Raw genomic sequence first — 16657 nt, 5'->3', positions numbered from 1 at the left:
AGCACCCTGGTTCGGGTCGGCTGCCGATGCGAGGACGTCCCGTCCGAGCCCGGCCGGCGCGGCCCCAGCCCGCGCATCCTGCCCACCGGCCCAGCCTCGCGCAGAAGGCGGTCCAGTCCGGAGTCACAGGTGGTGGCTCCAGGCCGGACCGCCTTCGAGGGTGGCCGGCAGGACGCCGCAGCCGGGTCCTGCGGGTCGAGCTCGGTGAAGTCGACGTCCAGGTGCGGCTCGTAAGCCTCCGGGGCCAGGTCGAGTTCGTGGGTGGAGTACCCGCCGAACCGCGTGATCTTCTCGGTCAGATGGGGCGAGACCTCCGCCAGGTCCTCCGGCTCGACCTGCCGGCTCTCGACCTGCCGGCCCTCGGCCTGCAGGTCGCGCACCGCCTGGGCGATGTCCAGGGTGTTGATGAGTGGGGTCGGCGAGACCAGGGGTGGATGGGCCGGGACCGGCCGCGCCGCCCCTGGGGTGGAGAATCTCCATCGCGGAGTCCGCTACCGGGCGCCTGTCGGCCGGCAGCGCCGACAGCCCGGCCGGAGACCGCGGAGGACCGACCCGCTCGGAGAACAGGAAGCGCGATGGAACAGCGGCACCCCGGACGCGGACGGTCGTGGCTGCCCAGGAGCGAGCAAGCCCGTGCCATCCTCCAGAAGGCGGCCGCCGCAGAGGGCATCACTCTGGATCCCGGCCGGCATCCGACCGCGGACGAGGCGGAGTCGCTGCGGGAAGCGCTGTTCGATCTGCTGTTCCGCACTGGGCTGGAGGGAGACCGTCCCACGCCGCAGGGCTACCTCATGGAGACTCTCATCGACGGCCTCGACCAGTACACCGACTCCGACTCCGACGACTGACACGTCTGACACATCGGCTGCCGATCCAACCGGCCCGTCGTCCGGCGCCACCTCACCACCCCGGCGGCCGAAGGCCCGCCCCCGGCGTGGACACCGCAGCCGGCCGGCCGACCGCCTTCACCGAGCCCTTCACCGAGCCCTCCACCGAGCCCTCCACCGCGCTCCCGCGCTCCCGCGCTCCCGCGCTCCCGCGCTCCCGCGCTCCCGCGCTCCCGCACGCCCGCTGTCCGGCTGTGCCGAAGGTGACGGTGCACGTTCCGGCGGGAGGTGGTTTCGGCGGTCCGGCGGGAGATGAGGGACGACCGTGGTGCTGTCTCCGGTGTGAAGAGCTGAACGGCCCCACCTTCGCGCACGCCATCGTCACCACCGGGGAGCTCGTCGCTGCGTTCGGGAGAGCCCGGTCGTGACGCCGGCCGGACAACTGCCCGTCGGAGCGGCCTCCGTACCGCCACCGCGGGGACGGCGAGGACGCTGTACCCCGTGATCGGGCAGTTCCCACCGACGGGACCGTGAGTCGGAGGCGCAGCCAGGGCCGTCTACACCGGACAGCCGGACCTCGGACCGATGGCATGCGTGCGGAACGGGCGAGAAGTCTCAACTCTCCTGTCCGGGCCTCTCGTTGGTCGCCCTTCCGGCTGCGCTTGCTCGTTGAGCGGGTCACCGTGCTGAATCGTTGGCGGAGGGTGGGTGCGGACTCCGCTCCAACGGCGCCACCCGGTCCCGATGTCGGGCTCCGGATGGTCGAGGGACGTCCTCGGGGGCACCCGGTGCGCAGGGCGGCAGCAGGGCGAAGGTAGATTGAACGGAGCTGGACTGCGCCGCCCGGGATCCGGAGATGAGCGTATGGCCCCGCCGCGTCGACCACGCGGGCACGCCGCTGCGACATGGTCGCCCGGCCGGGCCGTTCCCGATCCCCGTTCACCGCCGGACCCCGCTGTCCGCGCACTCCGGAGTCTCCTTGAGCACCGACTTGAGCACCGACTTGAGCACCGACCACCCGACCCGGCCCCGTCCCACTCTGCGGGACCTGGCCGGCCGTGCCCCCGCCGCACCGGGCCCCGGTGCCCTGCTGCACGCCACCGCCGGGTCCATAGCGGTGCTCCTGCTCCTGGTCGCGGCCGGCGCCCTGCTTCACCAACCGATGCTCATCCCGCCGCTGGCAGCCAGTGCCACCCTGGTCCACAGCAGCCCCACCCTGCCGCTGTCCCAGCCGCGCAGCGTCATCGGGGGCCACTTTCTCGGGGCGCTCACCGGGTTCGCCGTCCTCGCCGGGCTGGGCCACTCCGCCTGGGCCGCCGCCCTGGCCGGCGGGCTCGCGCTGGCCGTCATGATGATCACCCGTACCCCGCACTCACCCGCGACCGCGACCGCCGTCATCGTGGTTCTGCAGGCCCCGCCCGCCCCGCGCTTCCTCATCCTGCTGGCAGCGGCCACCGTCCTTCTGGTCCTCGCCGGAGTCGCCGCCGCACGGGCCAGGCCCGGCGCCCCCGCCTACCCCGCGTACTGGTGGTGACACCGACACCCGTCGGAACGGAGGCGATGCGCCGACGGGCACTCCGGTTCCTTGTGCAGGGGGCGCTCCGTTCAGGGCCGCTCTCCGGTCGCGTGCCACCCGCTCGACGGCTCAGAGTCCTCGCGCAGACGGTCGGGCACCGGTCGGCGCCGGCCGGCACGGGGGCGGAAGGATTTCGGTGTACGCCCTCGTCCGGAGCGGGTCTGGAGCCGGATCCGGATCCGGTGGCGGGCCGGCCGGTGCGCACCCGTCCGGTGCGCACCCGTCCGGCAGATGTTCCGCCACCGTCACCCGGCGTGGCCGTCCGGCGCCGACGGGGAATCGGCCGGCTCCCCGTGAGTCGTCACCGGGCAGGGGCGGGTGAGTCGCCACCGGGCCGGGCCGGCTGATCGGGCGGTACGCCCAGGTCGCGGGCCCGTGAGCGGTACCGGATCCGCCGTCCCCGTCTCATACGCCCGGAATGTCCCGTCCGACCGAGCCCGTCACTAAATCCACGCCACCCGGCCGGAGACCGGGTCGGGCGGTCAGACGCTCCCACGCCGGATCGGGCTGCCCGGGCACCGATCGCCCGGAGGCCCGCCAGAGTGAGGCCAGTTCCGCGTAGATCGGAACGTCGGGAAAGGGCAGAACCGTTCCTGCATCCATCTGATGAGGACTTGGCATCGCAGCAGGCATCGTCACGTACTGCCCAACGGCTCCAGGCCGCGCTGGGCACGGTTGTCATCCCGGCTACTCGTCCGTACCTGTCGGCTGCCGCGCTACGGCCCCGCACGTGGGCGGGGCAGGTCCTTCTCGCGGGCTCTGTCGCGGGCGGGTGGCAGGCGATTAACTGTGGAGAGGGGGACGGCTCAGGACGAGCGGGACGGAAGGGCAGTCCGGTGGCTGATCTCTTGAACAGGGACACGTGGAGTCAGTGGGGTCAGCGGCCCTTCCTGCCCCGGTGGTCGCGCAGGCTCACGATCGGTGGCTACCTGCTGGTCGCGGCGGCGGTGGCGGCGGACTTCGCCACCGGGTCCGGTGTCACCTTCTCCCCGGTTCTCGCCGCCCTTCCCGTGCTGGCAGGGGTGGGCACCCGACGGGCGGTGGTCCCGTTGGTGGCCGGGGTGGTCGCCAGTGCCGTCGTCGTCGCCCTGGCACTCTACGACGTGAACGTGCCCGGGGTCGTCATGGTGACCGCGGCGGCGACGGTGATCGTGATCACCTTCTTCACCTGTGCCAACGTCGTGGTGGTGGCGGCCCAGGAGCGTGAGCTGGCCAGGGTCCGCACGGTCGCCGAGGCGGCGCAGCGGGCGCTGCTGCGCCTGGTGCCCCGGCGGCTGGGGCCGCTGGTGATCGCGGTGCGCTACGTGGCGGCGGAGGCCGAGGCGCGGATCGGCGGGGATCTGTACGAGGTGATGCGGACCCCCTACGGGGTGCGGCTGTTCCTCGGTGACGTGTGCGGCAAGGGCCTGGCCGCGGTGGAGACCGCGGCCGACGTGCTCGGGGTGTTCCGTGAGGCCGCGCGGGCCGAGCCGGATCTGGCGGAGGTCGCCAAGCGGCTGGACTCGGCGCTCGCCCGTCGTCCGGCGAGCGAGGAGTTCGTCACGGCGGTGCTGGTCGGTATCCCCGACGCGCCGGGACCGGCGGTCGTGGTCAACTGCGGACACCCGCCACCGCTGCTCTGCCACGCCGGCGAGGTCAGCGAGGTGGAGCCGCCCGTCAACGCGCCGCCGCTGGCGCTGCTGGGTCTGGTCGGAGGGGACTACTGCGCCCGGTCGCTCACCTTCGACTGCGGCGATCTCCTGTTGCTCTACACGGACGGCGTGGCCGAGGCCCGGGACGCAACCGACCGGTTCTACCCGCTCGCCCAGCGTCTGGCCGCCCTGCCGCACGGGGAGCCGGAGGCCCTGCTGGACGAGCTGCTCGTGGACGTACGGGCGTACGTCGGGTCCGGGCTGGCGGATGACGCGGCCCTGCTCGCCGTCCGCCGGGAGCGGTGACCCGGTCCCGGGAGACGCGCGTCCGAAGGAGTGCGCGCACCTGAGCCGTGCCAGGTCGGCAGATCGGCCGCCTCACCCGGGTGACGGCCCTGGTGCGCCCCCCGTGCCGGCCACCGGACGGCTGCTGACGGTAGCGGCTGTCGGGTGAGCCCTGCGCGTGCCCCGGTGCGTTCCCACAGGTCCATGTGGGGCGGAGGCGCTCGGGGTTCGGTTCCCCGGTTCGAGAGTGATCGCCGTCACTCCTGCGGCAAATCGTGCATACGTCCCCTCGTTCCGGTCAGACGGGCGTGTCAACGGCGCGGCCACCGGGCGCGCCGGCAGGCCGCAACGGAGACCGGAAGGCAGACAACGTGTCGGAAGCCGAGACCATTCATGTGGACGGGGTGTGGCGCGGCGCCGCGTCCGGAGCGCGGCGCGAGGTCCTGGACCCCGCCGATGCCGGGACGTTGGCGGTGGTGGCCGAGGGCGGCGCGGACGACGCCGATGCCGCCGTCGCGGCCGCTCGCCGTGCCTTCGACTCCGGCCCCTGGCCGCGGACGCCGGTCGGTGAGCGTGCCGCGCTGTTGCGCGTCGTGGCGGACCTGCTGCAGCGCGACCGCGAGACCCTCGCCCTCGTCGAGAGCCGTGACACCGGCAAGACCCTGGAGGAGGGCCGGGTCGATGTCGACGACGTGACCGACGCCTTCCAGTACTTCGCCGGTCTGGTGGTCGAGGACGACGGCGGCCGGGTGGTCGACACGGGGTCCGCGGACGTCCGCAGCACCGTCGTGCACGAGCCGGTCGGCGTCTGCGCGCTGATCACCCCCTGGAACTACCCACTGCTGCAGGCCGGGTGGAAGATCGCCCCGGCGCTCGCCGCGGGCAACACCTTCGTGATCAAGCCCAGTGAGATCACCCCGCTGTCCACCGTCCACCTGATGCGGCTGCTGGTGGAGGCGGGCCTGCCGGCCGGCGTCGGCAATCTGGTCACCGGTGCGGGCGAACCGGTCGGCGCGCGGCTCGCCGCCCACCCCGCGGTGGACCTGGTCTCGTTCACCGGCGGGCTGGCCAGCGGCACGAAGGTGATGGCCGCCGCCGCGCCGAGCGTGAAGAAGGTCGCCCTGGAACTGGGCGGCAAGAACCCCAACGTGGTGTTCGCCGACGCCTGCGCCACCGAGGAGGGGTTCGACACCGCCGTCGACCAGGCGCTCAACGCGGCCTTCATCCACAGCGGCCAGGTCTGCTCGGCCGGATCCCGGCTGATCATCGAGGAGCCGCTGCGGGAGCGCTTCGTGGCCGAGCTCGCCCGCCGTGCCGACCGGATCAGGCTCGGGCGCGGTACCGAGCCCGGCGTCGAGTGCGGGCCGCTGGTGTCCGCGCAGCAGTTGGCCAGGACCGAGGCGTACGTGGCGTCCGCGCTCGCCGAGGGCGCGAGCCTGCGCAGCGGCGGAGCCCGCCCCGCGCCCGGCGGGACCCGTCCGGCCACCGGCTACTTCTACGCACCGACCGTGCTCGACTGCTGCCACCGGCAGATGAGGGTGATCCGTGAGGAGATCTTCGGTCCGGTCCTCACCGTCGAGACCTTCCGGACCGAGGACGAGGCGGTGGCACTCGCCAACGACACCGAGTACGGGCTCGCGGGAGCCGTGTGGACCGGCGACGCGAGCCGCGCCCGCCGGGTCGCCGGGCGGCTGCGGCACGGCACGGTCTGGATCAACGACTACCACCCCTACCTGCCGCAGGCCGAGTGGGGCGGGTTCGGCAAGTCCGGCATCGGCCGCGAGCTGGGGCCCGGCGGCCTGCAGGAGTACCGCGAGACCAAGCACGTCTACCGGAACCTGGCGCCGCGCCCGGTCCGCTGGTTCGCCGGCTGAAACCGCCGACCGAACTCGTCTGCTGATTCCGGCAGTTGATCCTGCGGGTTGATTCCGGCAACCGATCCCGGCGGTTGATCCCGCCGGTCGGTCCTGCGGGCCGGTTTCGCCGGCTGGTCCCGGCGACGACCCGGCCCTCCGCGATACGCGCCCCGGCGTACGCACTCTGCACCGAAGGAGCAGCACCCATGCCCGTGTACGACTACGTCGTGATCGGCGGCGGCACCGCCGGCTGTGTCATCGCCTCCCGGCTGACCGAGGACCCGTCGGTCCGCGTCGCCGTCATCGAGGGGGGTCCCAGCGACGTCGACCGCCCCGAGGTGCTGACCTTGCGCCGCTGGCTCGGCCTGCTGGGCGGCGAGTTGGACTACGACTACCCGACCACCGAGCAGCCGCGCGGCAACTCCCACATCCGCCACAGCCGGGCCCGGGTACTGGGCGGCTGCTCGTCGCACAACACCCTGATCAGCTTCAGACCGTTGCCGTCCGACTGGGACGAGTGGTCCCGGGCCGGTGCGCAGGGCTGGGACGCCGAGGCCATGGCCCCGTACTTCGGCCGCCTGCGCAACAACATCGTCGCGGTCGACGAGAAGGACCGCAACGCGATCGCCCGCGACTTCGTCGACGCCGCGCGGGCGGCGACCGGCGTGCCGCGGGTGGAGGGCTTCAACGCCGCGCCGTTCCACGAGGGTGCCGGGTTCTTCGACCTGTCGTACCACCCGGAGGACAACAAGCGCTCGTCGGCGTCGGTCGCCTACCTGCACCCGTTCCTGGAGCGGCCCAACCTCCACCTGATGCTGGAGACCTGGGCCCACCGGCTGGAGTTCGCCGGCACCCGGGCCACCGGGGTGCGGGTCCGGACCGAGGAGGGCGAGGAGCTGCTCGTCGAGGCGGAGCGCGAAGTACTGCTCTGCGCGGGCGCGGTGGACACCCCGCGGCTGCTGCTGCACTCCGGCATCGGGCCGAAGCAGGACCTGGAGGCGCTCGGCATACCCGTCGTGCACGACCTCCCCGGCGTCGGGGAGAACCTCCTCGACCATCCGGAGTCGGTGATCGTCTGGGAGACCCACGGACCGATCCCGGAGAACTCCGCGATGGACTCCGACGCGGGGCTGTTCGTGCGGCGGGACCCGGCCTCCGAAGGCCCGGACCTGATGTTCCACTTCTACCAGATCCCCTTCACCGACAACCCTGAGAGGCTGGGCTACACCAGGCCGGCCCACGGGGTGTCGATGACCCCGAACGTCCCCAAGCCGCGCAGCCGCGGCCGCCTCTACCTGACCAGCGCCGACCCGGCCGTGAAGCCCGCCCTGGACTTCCGGTACTTCACGGACGAGGAGGACTACGACGGCCGGACCCTGGTGGACGGCATCCGCATCGCCCGCGCGGTCGCGGCCAGCGAGCCGTTGGCGGGCTGGCTCAAGCGCGAGGTCTGCCCGGGGCCGGAGATCACCTCCGACGAGGAGCTCTCCGCGTACGCCCGCAAGGTGGCCCACACCGTCTACCACCCCGCCGGAACCTGCCGGATGGGCGACCCCGACGACCGACTCGCCGTGGTCGACCCGCAGTTGCGGATCCGCGGGCTGGACGCGATCCGCATCGCCGATGCGTCCGTCTTCCCGACGATGCCCGCCGTGAACCCCATGATCGGAGTCCTGATGGTGGGCGAGAAGGCCGCGGAGTTGCTTGCCGCAAGCCCGGCCACGGGAGGTGGTGCGTGATGTCCTCCAAGAGCGCCGAGAGCGCCGAGAGCGTCCGGAGCGCCGGCAGCGCCGACCGGACCGGCGAGCCCGTGTTCTCCGTGCGTCACCTGTGGAAGGTCTTCGGACCGAAGCCCGACCGGGTACCGGGTTCGCCGGAGGCGGAGCTCGACGCCGAGGACCTGCGCGCGCGTACCGGGTGCACCGTCGCCGTCCGCGATGTCTCCTTCGACGTGCACCGGGGCGAGGTCTTCGTCGTCATGGGGCTGTCCGGCTCGGGCAAGTCGACCCTGGTGCGCTGCCTGACCCGGCTGATCGAGCCCACCGCGGGCGAGGTCGCCATCGACGGCGAGGACGTACGGGCCATGGACCGCGCCAGGCTGCGGGATCTGCGGCGCCACCGCGCGGCCATGGTCTTCCAGCACTTCGGTCTGCTGCCGCACCGCACGGTGCGCGACAACATCGCCTACGGACTGGAGATCCGGGGCACCCCGAAGGCCGAACGCCGCGCCAGAGCCTGCGAGATGGCGGAGAAGGTCGGTCTCGGCGGGCTCGAGGGCCGCCGCCCCGGACAGTTGTCCGGCGGCCAGCAGCAGCGGGTCGGGCTGGCCCGCGCACTCGCCGTCGATCCCGAAGTGCTGCTGTTCGACGAACCGTTCAGCGCACTCGACCCGCTGATCCGCCGTGACATGCAGGAGGAGGTCGTCCGGCTGCACCGCGAGGAGGGCCGCACCATGGTGTTCATCACCCACGACCTGTCCGAGGCGCTGCGGCTCGGCGACCGGATCGCGCTGATGCGCGACGGCCGGATCGTGCAGTGCGGCACTCCGGAGGAGATCGTCGGCTCGCCGGCGGACGACTACGTCCGCGACTTCGTCCGCGACGTCCCGCGCGAGCAGGTGATCACGGTACGGCGGGCCATGCGGCCGGCCGGCCGCGGTGAGACGGAGACCGGGCCGGCGCTGGCCCCCACGACGCCGGTGTCCGAGGCCATCGAGGCCGTCGCCCGCAGCGGTGCTCCGGCCCGGGTGGTCGACGACGGCCGCTGCCTGGGCATCGTCGACCACGAGCGGCTGCTCGCCGTCGTCGCCGGACTCGACCTGACGGCTGCCCCGACTGCTCCTGAGGCCGTATCACCGGCTGTCCCGCCAGCTTTCCCTGAGGCCGTATCACCGGCCATACCTGAGGCCGTACCGCCAGCCGCTCCTGAGGCCGTAGCACCGGCCGTTCCGCCAGCCGTACCACCGGCGGTCCCGGAGGCCACCGCGACGGCCGGACCCCCGGGTACGGCGGCGGGCGACGGGAAGGGCCTGGCATGAGCTCCTCGACCACGACGGCGACCACCCCGCAGCACCGGCCCGTCCGCGACGCCACCCGCCGACTCCTGACCCGGCCCGGGTTCGCGGCCAGGCTGCTGCCGCTCGCGGTGATCGCCGCGGTCGCGTCGGTCGTGGTGCCACTCGCCGTCTCCCGCTGGGGGAACGGCAGTTGGCCGCAGCCGCTGACCGTCGACCTGTCGCATCCGCTGGGGAGTGCCGGCAGCTGGATCGTCGACAACCGGGACACCAACCCGTTCTTCCTCTACTTCCTCGGCTACCTCAGCTACGGCGTCGGCGACGCCGTGCGCGGCGTCTACCTGCTGCTGCTCGCACTCGGTTGGGCCGGTGTGACCACCGCAGGCACCCTGCTCGCCTGGCGGTTCGCCGGGCCGCGGGTGGCCGCCACCACCCTCGTCTCGCTGGGGGTGTGCGGGCTGCTCGGCATGTGGGTGCCGACGATGCAGACCCTCGCGCTGATGGTGGTCGCGGTCCTCGCCTCGGTCGCCGTCGGTGTGCTGCTCGGACTCGGCGGCGGGCTGTCCGACCGGATGTTCCGCGCCCTGCGGCCGGTCCTGGACACCATGCAGGTCCTGCCCGCCTTCGCCTACCTGCTGCCGTTCGTGTGGATCTTCGGCATCGGTGTGCCGCCCGCCGTCCTGGCCACCGTCGTCTACGCGGCCCCGCCCATGGCCCGGCTCACCGCGCTCGGGCTCCGCGGAGCCGACCGCGGCGTCCTGGAGGCCGCCACCTCGCTCGGCACCACCGGCCGCCAGCGGCTGCTGACCGCCCGTCTGCCGCTGGCCCGCCCGCAGGTGCTGCTGGGCCTGAACCAGACCATCATGGCGGCCCTGTCGATGGCCGTCATCGCCTCGGTGATCGGGGCGGGCGGCCTGGGGGACCGGGTCTACCAGGCGCTCTCCACGGTCGACGTCGGCCACGCGCTCGCCGCCGGCCTCCCGATCGTGCTGCTCGCCGTGGTCCTGGACCGGACGACCGCCGCCGCCGGAGCGCGGATCGGCTCGCCACAGCGGACGGGCCGGCTCCGCGGGTGGCAGGTGTGGACCGGCACGGCGGTGCTGACCGCGGCCGCCGCGCTCGCCGCCCGGTGGACGGGGGCGAACTCCTGGCCCGGCGGCTGGACGGCCGACATCGCCCCGTCCGTCAACAGCGTGGTCGACTGGCTCACCGCCCACCTCTACACCGGAATCCCGGTGTTCGGCGGCACCGCGGACCTGGCGGCGGACTTCACCGGCTGGGTCCTCGATCCGCTGCGCAGCGGACTCCAGAGCCTGCCGTGGTGGTCGGTCCTGCTGATCGTCGGCGCGCTCGCCCGGCTGATCGGCACCTGGCGCACCGCCCTCACCGCCGTCCTGGCGATGGCCGCGACCGGGGTGCTGGGCGTGTGGAGCCCGTCGCTCGACACCCTCTCGCAGGTGCTGGCGGCCGTCGCGGTGACCGTCGTCCTGGGCGTCGCGGTCGGCATCCTCGCGGCGCGCAGTCACCGGACCGAAGCGCTGCTGCGCCCGGTGCTCGACGTCCTCCAGACCATGCCGCAGTTCGTGTACCTGATCCCGGTGGTCGCGCTGTTCGGCGCGGGCCGGGCCGCCGGTACCGCGGCGGCCGTCGCCTACGCGGCTCCCGCCGTGGTCCGCATCACCGCGCAGGGACTGCGGCAGGTGGACGCGGGCGCGATGGAGGCGGCCCGCTCGATGGGCGCGGGCGGCACCCAGCAGCTGTGGCAGGTCCAACTGCCGCTCGCCAGGCCCGCCCTGCTCCTGGCCGTCAACCAGGGCGTGGTCCTGGTGCTCGCCGTTGTCGTGATCGCCGGCATGATCGGGGGCGGTGCCCTCGGCTACAACGTGATCTTCGGCCTCGCGCAGGGAGACCTGGCCACCGGCCTGATCGGCGGTGCCGCCATCGTCTGCCTGGGCCTGATGCTCGACCGCGTCACACAGCCGACCCCGACGCCGAACCCCAAGGAGCGCTGAGCCGTGGCTCCCACGCGTACCCACCGCAGTCCCCGCACCCCCGCCCGCACGCCTGCCCCCGCCCGCACGGCCGCCCGTGCCCGTCGCAGGACGATCGGCGCACTGCTCGCGGCCGGGGGACTGGTCGCGGTCACCGGCTGCGGCGCGGCCGACATGACCAAGCAGAGCTCACCGTACGCCGATGTCTCGGACGCGAAGTCCGTCACCCTCTCCGTGCAGTCCTGGGTGGGTGCACAGGCCAACGTGGCCGTGGCGCAGTACCTGTTGGAACACGAGCTGGGCTACCGGGTGGACACCGTCCAGGTCGACGAGGTCCCGGCCTGGGACGCGCTCAGCCAGGGCCGGGTGGACGCCATCCTGGAGGACTGGGGCCACCCGGCGCAGGAGAAGCAGTACATCCAGGACAAGAAGACGGTCGTGCCGGCCGGGGACGAGGGCGTCACCGGCCACATCGGCTGGTGGGTGCCGCAGTACCTGGCGCAGGAGCACCCGGACATCCTGGACTGGCACAACCTCGACAAGTACGCGGCCACCATGCGCACCGCCGAGAGCGGTGCCAAGGGCCAGCTCCTCGACGGCTCGCCGTCCTACGTCACCAACGACAGGGCGCTGGTGAAGAACCTGCAGCTGGACTACCAGCCGGTGTTCGCCGGTTCCGAGGCGGCACAGATCACCCAGATCAAGCAGTTCGCGAAGGAGGGGAAGCCCTTCCTCACCTACTGGTACACCCCGCAGTGGCTGTTCAACGAAGTACCCATGGTGGAGGTGCAGTTGCCGCCCTACACCGACGCGTGCGGCGCCAAGGCACCGGCCGACGTCGACTGCGCGTATCCGACGACGCCGCTGCAGAAGTACCTCAACGCCACGTTCGCCAGAAACGGCGGCAAGGCCGCCCGGTTCCTGGAGAACTTCCACTGGAACAAGGACGACCAGAACGAGGTCTCGCAGCTGATCGCCGAGCAGAAGCTGTCACCGGAGGCGGCCGCGAAGCGGTGGGTGACCGCGCACCCCGACGTGTGGAAGGCGTGGATCCCCCGGTAGCACGGGCCCCGGGGCGGCTGCGGGGATCCGCGCGGGCTCAGGCCGCGCCGATCACCCGCACCGGCCGGCCTCACCGGGGCGTGATGACTCCGGTCAGCCACTTGAAGGCCGGGACGACCAGCGGATTCCAGGTCGCCGTCAGGTGCGGGCCGGTGGTCTCGACCGGGGTGACGGTGGTCGGGCTCTTCGCCGCGTGCTGGAGGGCCACCGCGTCCTCCAGCCCGTCGCCCTTCTTCCCGGTCTCGTAGAGCGCGACGTTCGGCGGGGTGGGGGCGTGGGCGAGGAGGTAGAGGGGGTTGGAGGTCTCGCGCAGCCCGGAGTCCTTGGCGGTCAGTGAGTTGGACTCGCCTATCGGGTCGTTGTAGCCGGACATGCTGATCGCGGCGCGGTAGCGGTTCGGGTGGGCCAGGGCGAGACGGGTGGCGCAGTGCGCGCCCGCCGAGAAGCCGGCCAGGGCCCAGCGGTCCGGGGTGGTGTCGGCCCGGAAGTTGTCCACGATCATCTGCGGGACGTCACGCGAGAGCCAGGTCTCGGCGTTGACCTTGCCCGGGGTGTCGGTGCAGCCGGTGTCGATCGTGCCGAGCAGGTTGACCCGGGGTGAGACCAGGATGAAGGGCGTGACCTGGCCGGACTTCATCAGGGGTTCGAGGTGCTTGGTCGCCTCCATCGTGCCGAACCAGGTGCTGGAGGCGCCCGGGTAGCCGGCGAGCAGCTCGACGACGGGGAAGGTCCTGTCCTTGTAGGCGGGGTCGTCGTACTGCGGGGGTGTCCAGACCAGGACCTCGCCGTCGATGCCGGAGAGCCGGCCCTTGAGGTCGGCCTGCTTCACGCTCCTGGGCACGGCGTCGGAGTCCGGTGCGTGGAAGGACTGGGGCACCTTGGGCGCGGGGGAGGCGGAGGCGGCGGCCCGGTCCCCGGCGAGGCCGCTGTCCTTCGGGGGCACGGGTACCGCCCGGACGTGGTTCGAGCTGCCCAGCAGGTCGCCCCAGTTCTCGTAGTTCAGGTTCTCCTTGTTGATCAGGACGAGGACCATGGTCACGGCGGCGAGCTCGCAGAGCAGGATGGTGGTGAGGTAGCGGAGGGCCCGCAGCGGGCCGCGTCGCTGTTCCGCGGTCCGCACCCGCCCGAAGAGGACCCCGCCGCCGCCCCACTGCGCCATGGCCAGCACGGTGCACACCACGAACAGGACGATGGTGAGGATGAGGAAGGGAGTGCCTGTCAGATTCATCGCGTTCGGTTACCCGGTTCCTGTGTCACCCGGGTCCGACCGCCCGGCGACAGAGTGACCGCGAGGAACAGCCGTTCGGTTGCCCGTTCCTGAGACAAACCTGGGAGTCACCCGCCCGCGCCGCCCCGCACGTCCACTGCGGCCCGCCCGTGCGGCGGTGGCCGCGGTGTGCGGCATCGGCGGCGACCTCGCACAGACCCGCTCACACCACGCAACCACCGCCGGGCTAGCCTTCTGGCGAACCGTCGGCTCGTGCCGACGGCACTGCCGGTGCCCGGTGGGACTCGGCATCGACTCGGGGGGAGACGGGGATGGGTCGGCGCTGGCCGAGGACAGTCGCGGTCGTGGTGGTGGTCCTGGCGGGCCTGTGCACGGCGGCGGACCGGATCGCGGTGCACTACGCGGAGAGCGAGGCGACGCAGCTCGTGCGGCAGAAGTACGGCTACGGCGCGGGGACGACCGACGGGTTCACGGACGTGTCGATCCACGGTTTCCCGTTCCTGACCCAGGCGGCCGGCCGTGAACTGGACCACGTCACGCTGACCGCGGGGAACTTCACGCTCAACACGGCCGCGAACGCGCAGGGCGACTACCTCAACGTGGCGAAGCTCAGCCTCGACCTGCACGACGTGAAGATGACCTCGCTGAGCGCTCGCACGGCCGAGGCGAACCTGGTCACCGGTGACCTGACGCTGTCGTACGAGGACCTGTCCGGCGTGCTGACCCGCCTGATGGGCAACGGCGGCGCCCTCACCGTCGGCCCGGCGCCGGGATCGGACGGGCAGCAGGCGCGGGTCAGCGTCACCGGCACGTGGGACGGCCGACCGCTGGAGACCACCGCGACCCTGACGGCGCAGGGCGAGGACATCGTCGTCAGCGTCCCCGGCATCGGCAGGACCTCCTACGACTGGCGGGTCGACCTGCCGCAGAACGCTGGCTTCGACACCGCGCGCTCCACGCCGACCGGGGTCGACCTCGCGCTGATCGGTCACCAGGTCGTTCTCGGTGCGTCGTCCCGAGGGCGGTGACCGGAGCACCGGTCACCGTACGGCCCGGGGGTGACCGGGTCGCCACCCGGAGCACGGCCCGGGAGCAGTCGGGGCCGGCTGTGGTGGTCAGGTCTTCTCGGCGGCTCGGGACCGGGGCGTCACGAGTCCGGTCTCCCAGGCCCAGGCGGCGATGCCGACCCGGTTCCGTACGCCCAGCTTGGCCTGGATGTTGGCGATGTGGGTCTTGGCCGTGCCGGCCGACACGAACAGCTGCGCGCCGATCTCGCCGTTGGTCAGGCCGTCGGCGACCAGGCGGGCCACCTCCTGCTCCCGGGCGCTGAGCACGACCTCGCCCGGGACAGCCGGCTCGGCGGACGTCAGCTGCCGGAGCAGCCGGACCGTGACCTGCGGGCTGATCAGGGTGTCCCCGGCCATCGCCGCCCGGACGCCCTCGATCAGCAGGTTGGGGCCGGAACGCTTCAGCAGGAATCCGCACGCCCCGTGCACCAGTGCCGTACGGACGTACCGGTCCAGGTCGAAGGTGGTCACGATGATGACCCGGATCGGCTGCGCGACGTCCGGGCCGGCCAGTTGCCGGGTCACCTCCAGGCCGTCCAGGCGGGGCATCCGGATGTCCGCCAGGACCACGTCCGGGCGGAGGCGGTGGGCGAGTTCGAGTGCGGTCACACCGTCGGCCGCCTCCCCGACCACGGTCATGTCCGGTTGCGAGTCCAGGACCAGCCGGAAACCGCTGCGTACGTCGTCCTGGTCGTCGGCCAGCAGGATTCGAGTCACCACGTCGCTCATGATGCCCCCTCGGCGCCGGTGCCGGGTGGCCAGGCCCCGCCCTCCGGCAGGACGGCCAGGACCTGCCAGCCCCCGCCGTCCGGGCCGGGCCCGGCGGAGAACGTGCCTCCGGCCGCCCGGACCCGCTCACCGAGCCCGATCAGGCCGTATCCGCCCACCGTGCGGTGCCGGGAGCGGCCGAACCGGCCGGCCGACGGCAGCGGCCCACCCCGGGCGGCGCCCGCGTCGTCGACCACCCGGACCTCCACGGCCGCCTGCCCCTGCGCCGTGCGGGCCGGCGCGAGGGTCACCTCGACGCGGGTCGCGTGCGACGCGTGCCGCCGGATGTTGGTCAGCGCCTCCACGACGACCCGGTAGGCCGTGCTGCCCGCCTCGCGGGAGAGTGCGTCGAGCGCACCCGGCGCGAGGTCCAGCCGGGCACGGGCCTGGCCGGAGGCGGCGAACCGGTCCACCAGTTCGGGCAGTTGGCGGACCCCGGGGACCGGTCCTCGGGCAGCGGCCGCGCTCGTCGTGCCGTCGTCCCCGCCCTCGTGCAGTGCCTGCACCATCCGGTCCATCGCGGCGAGTGCGTGCAGCCCGGCGGCCTCGATCCGTTCGAGCGCGGGGACGGCCTGCGCGGGGTCGCTCCCGGCCACGAACAGCGCCGCCTGGGCCTGCGCCACGATGCCGCTGACGTCGTGGGCCACGAAGTCGTGCAGATCGCGGGCGAGTTCCAGCCGCTGGTCGCGACGGGCCGTGGCCACCGCCGTCCGCCGACGCTGCTCCACCCAGCGCGGATAGCCGCCGAACGCGGCCGCACCCGTCGCGGCCAGCGACCAGAACGCACAGGCGGCGATCCCTTCGGGCAGGGTCACGCCGCCGAGGTAGGGCACGATCCAGAGCGTGATCGCACCGCCGGCCAACGCTCCGACCGGCCGCACCCGGTGGGCCGGTGCCCAGCGCACGGTGGCGGCGAGCAGGAGCAGCAGCCCGCCGGTGGTGGAGAACCGGACGATCGCGCCCTCGTGGCCGCCCGTCTCGCCGGGCAGCAGCCCGAGGGCGGTCGTCGCGAGGGACAGCCCCGCCAGGACCGCCGTCGGCCCCACCCTGGTCCTGGTGCGGGGCCAGCCCGCCGCCAGCCAGAGCAGCAGCGCGACGGCGAAGGCGGCGGGCGCCGTGTCGCGCGGGCCGACCCCGCACACCAGGCCCGTCACACCCGCCGCCGCGCCGCCGACCGTGCCGAGTGTCGGCGCGGCCGCCTGCCGACGCCACGTCATGTCCCCGATGTGCCGGTCCCGTTCGGCTGAGAGTCTCACCGGACGATCGTACGGACGCCGGCCGTCCACCGTGCTCTGCCGATCGGCAGAGCCGGGTCGCCCACTGCCCCGGGGGATCCGCCGATCGGCAGATGGT

The 16657-nt window shown here is 73.0% G+C and carries 12 protein-coding genes; 9 read left to right on the top strand and 3 right to left on the bottom strand.

What is annotated here, in order from left to right; all coding sequences use genetic code 11:
• The first annotated feature begins 575 nt into the window (after window positions 1-575).
• The 8 genes from ACFC1R_RS19010 to ACFC1R_RS18975 all read left to right on the top strand — a co-directional run bounded on the left by ACFC1R_RS19010 (window position 576) and on the right by ACFC1R_RS18975 (window position 12241).
• A complete protein-coding gene (locus ACFC1R_RS19010) occupies window positions 576-848 on the top strand; it encodes a hypothetical protein (RefSeq protein WP_375939957.1) in 273 nt (90 codons plus the stop codon).
• 958 nt (window positions 849-1806) lie between these two features.
• Window positions 1807-2361, top strand: coding sequence for an HPP family protein (locus tag ACFC1R_RS19005; protein ID WP_375939955.1), 555 nt, complete (start codon window positions 1807-1809; stop codon window positions 2359-2361).
• An 878-nt stretch (window positions 2362-3239) separates the two neighbouring features.
• Window positions 3240-4340 carry a PP2C family protein-serine/threonine phosphatase gene (locus ACFC1R_RS19000; RefSeq protein ID WP_375939953.1) on the top strand — a complete coding sequence of 367 codons (1101 nt, stop codon included), beginning with the start codon at window positions 3240-3242 and terminating at the stop codon, window positions 4338-4340.
• A gap of 350 nt (window positions 4341-4690) precedes the next feature.
• A complete protein-coding gene (locus ACFC1R_RS18995; RefSeq protein WP_375939951.1) occupies window positions 4691-6193 on the top strand; it encodes an aldehyde dehydrogenase family protein in 1503 nt (500 codons plus the stop codon).
• 188 nt (window positions 6194-6381) lie between these two features.
• Window positions 6382-7914 carry a GMC family oxidoreductase gene (locus ACFC1R_RS18990; protein WP_375939949.1) on the top strand — a complete coding sequence of 511 codons (1533 nt, stop codon included), beginning with the start codon at window positions 6382-6384 and terminating at the stop codon, window positions 7912-7914.
• On the top strand, window positions 7914-9212 hold the full coding sequence (locus ACFC1R_RS18985) for a glycine betaine/L-proline ABC transporter ATP-binding protein (protein WP_375939947.1): 1299 nt from the start codon (window positions 7914-7916) through the stop codon (window positions 9210-9212). The genes ACFC1R_RS18990 and ACFC1R_RS18985 overlap by 1 nt, the downstream gene beginning before the upstream one ends.
• Window positions 9209-11200: an ABC transporter permease subunit gene (locus tag ACFC1R_RS18980; protein ID WP_375939945.1), complete on the top strand. Its 1992-nt coding sequence runs from the start codon at window positions 9209-9211 to the stop codon at window positions 11198-11200. Before ACFC1R_RS18985 ends, ACFC1R_RS18980 begins: the two co-directional genes overlap by 4 nt.
• A 93-nt stretch (window positions 11201-11293) precedes the next feature.
• Entirely contained in the window at window positions 11294-12241 is a 948-nt protein-coding gene (locus ACFC1R_RS18975) for an ABC transporter substrate-binding protein (RefSeq protein ID WP_375940016.1), read from the top strand.
• 70 nt (window positions 12242-12311) lie between these two features.
• Here the strand turns inward: ACFC1R_RS18975 and ACFC1R_RS18970 are convergent, their stop codons facing one another.
• A complete protein-coding gene (locus ACFC1R_RS18970) occupies window positions 12312-13469 on the bottom strand; it encodes an alpha/beta hydrolase (RefSeq protein WP_375939943.1) in 1158 nt (385 codons plus the stop codon).
• 311 nt (window positions 13470-13780) lie between these two features.
• Between ACFC1R_RS18970 and ACFC1R_RS18965 the strand changes: the two genes are divergently transcribed.
• Window positions 13781-14497 carry a DUF2993 domain-containing protein gene (locus tag ACFC1R_RS18965; protein WP_375939942.1) on the top strand — a complete coding sequence of 239 codons (717 nt, stop codon included), beginning with the start codon at window positions 13781-13783 and terminating at the stop codon, window positions 14495-14497.
• Window positions 14498-14584: 87 nt separating this feature from the next.
• Here the strand turns inward: ACFC1R_RS18965 and ACFC1R_RS18960 are convergent, their stop codons facing one another.
• Window positions 14585-15265 carry a response regulator gene (locus ACFC1R_RS18960; RefSeq protein ID WP_375939940.1) on the bottom strand — a complete coding sequence of 227 codons (681 nt, stop codon included), beginning with the start codon at window positions 15263-15265 and terminating at the stop codon, window positions 14585-14587.
• Complete coding sequence (locus tag ACFC1R_RS18955) at window positions 15262-16560, bottom strand: sensor histidine kinase (RefSeq protein ID WP_375939939.1); 1299 nt, start codon at window positions 16558-16560, stop codon at window positions 15262-15264. Before ACFC1R_RS18955 ends, ACFC1R_RS18960 begins: the two co-directional genes overlap by 4 nt.
• Between the last annotated feature and the right edge of the window lie 97 nt (window positions 16561-16657).

Origin of the sequence: Kitasatospora sp. NPDC056138, from assembly GCF_042264695.1 — a bacterium.
Lineage (GTDB): Bacteria > Actinomycetota > Actinomycetes > Streptomycetales > Streptomycetaceae > Kitasatospora.
This window is presented reverse-complemented; position numbering and strand designations above follow the sequence as displayed.

Excerpts from the sequence above, each read along its gene's own strand:
- ACFC1R_RS19010 (WP_375939957.1), top strand. The coding sequence starts at position 576 with ATGGAACAGCGGCACCCCGGACGCGGACGGTCGTGGCTGCCCAGGAGC.
- ACFC1R_RS18990 (WP_375939949.1), top strand. The coding sequence starts at position 6,382 with ATGCCCGTGTACGACTACGTCGTGATCGGCGGCGGCACCGCCGGCTGT.
- ACFC1R_RS18985 (WP_375939947.1), top strand. The coding sequence starts at position 7,914 with ATGTCCTCCAAGAGCGCCGAGAGCGCCGAGAGCGTCCGGAGCGCCGGC.
- ACFC1R_RS18980 (WP_375939945.1), top strand. The coding sequence starts at position 9,209 with ATGAGCTCCTCGACCACGACGGCGACCACCCCGCAGCACCGGCCCGTC.
- ACFC1R_RS18970 (WP_375939943.1), bottom strand. The coding sequence starts at position 13,469 with ATGAATCTGACAGGCACTCCCTTCCTCATCCTCACCATCGTCCTGTTC.
- ACFC1R_RS18965 (WP_375939942.1), top strand. The coding sequence starts at position 13,781 with ATGGGTCGGCGCTGGCCGAGGACAGTCGCGGTCGTGGTGGTGGTCCTG.
- ACFC1R_RS18960 (WP_375939940.1), bottom strand. The coding sequence starts at position 15,265 with ATGAGCGACGTGGTGACTCGAATCCTGCTGGCCGACGACCAGGACGAC.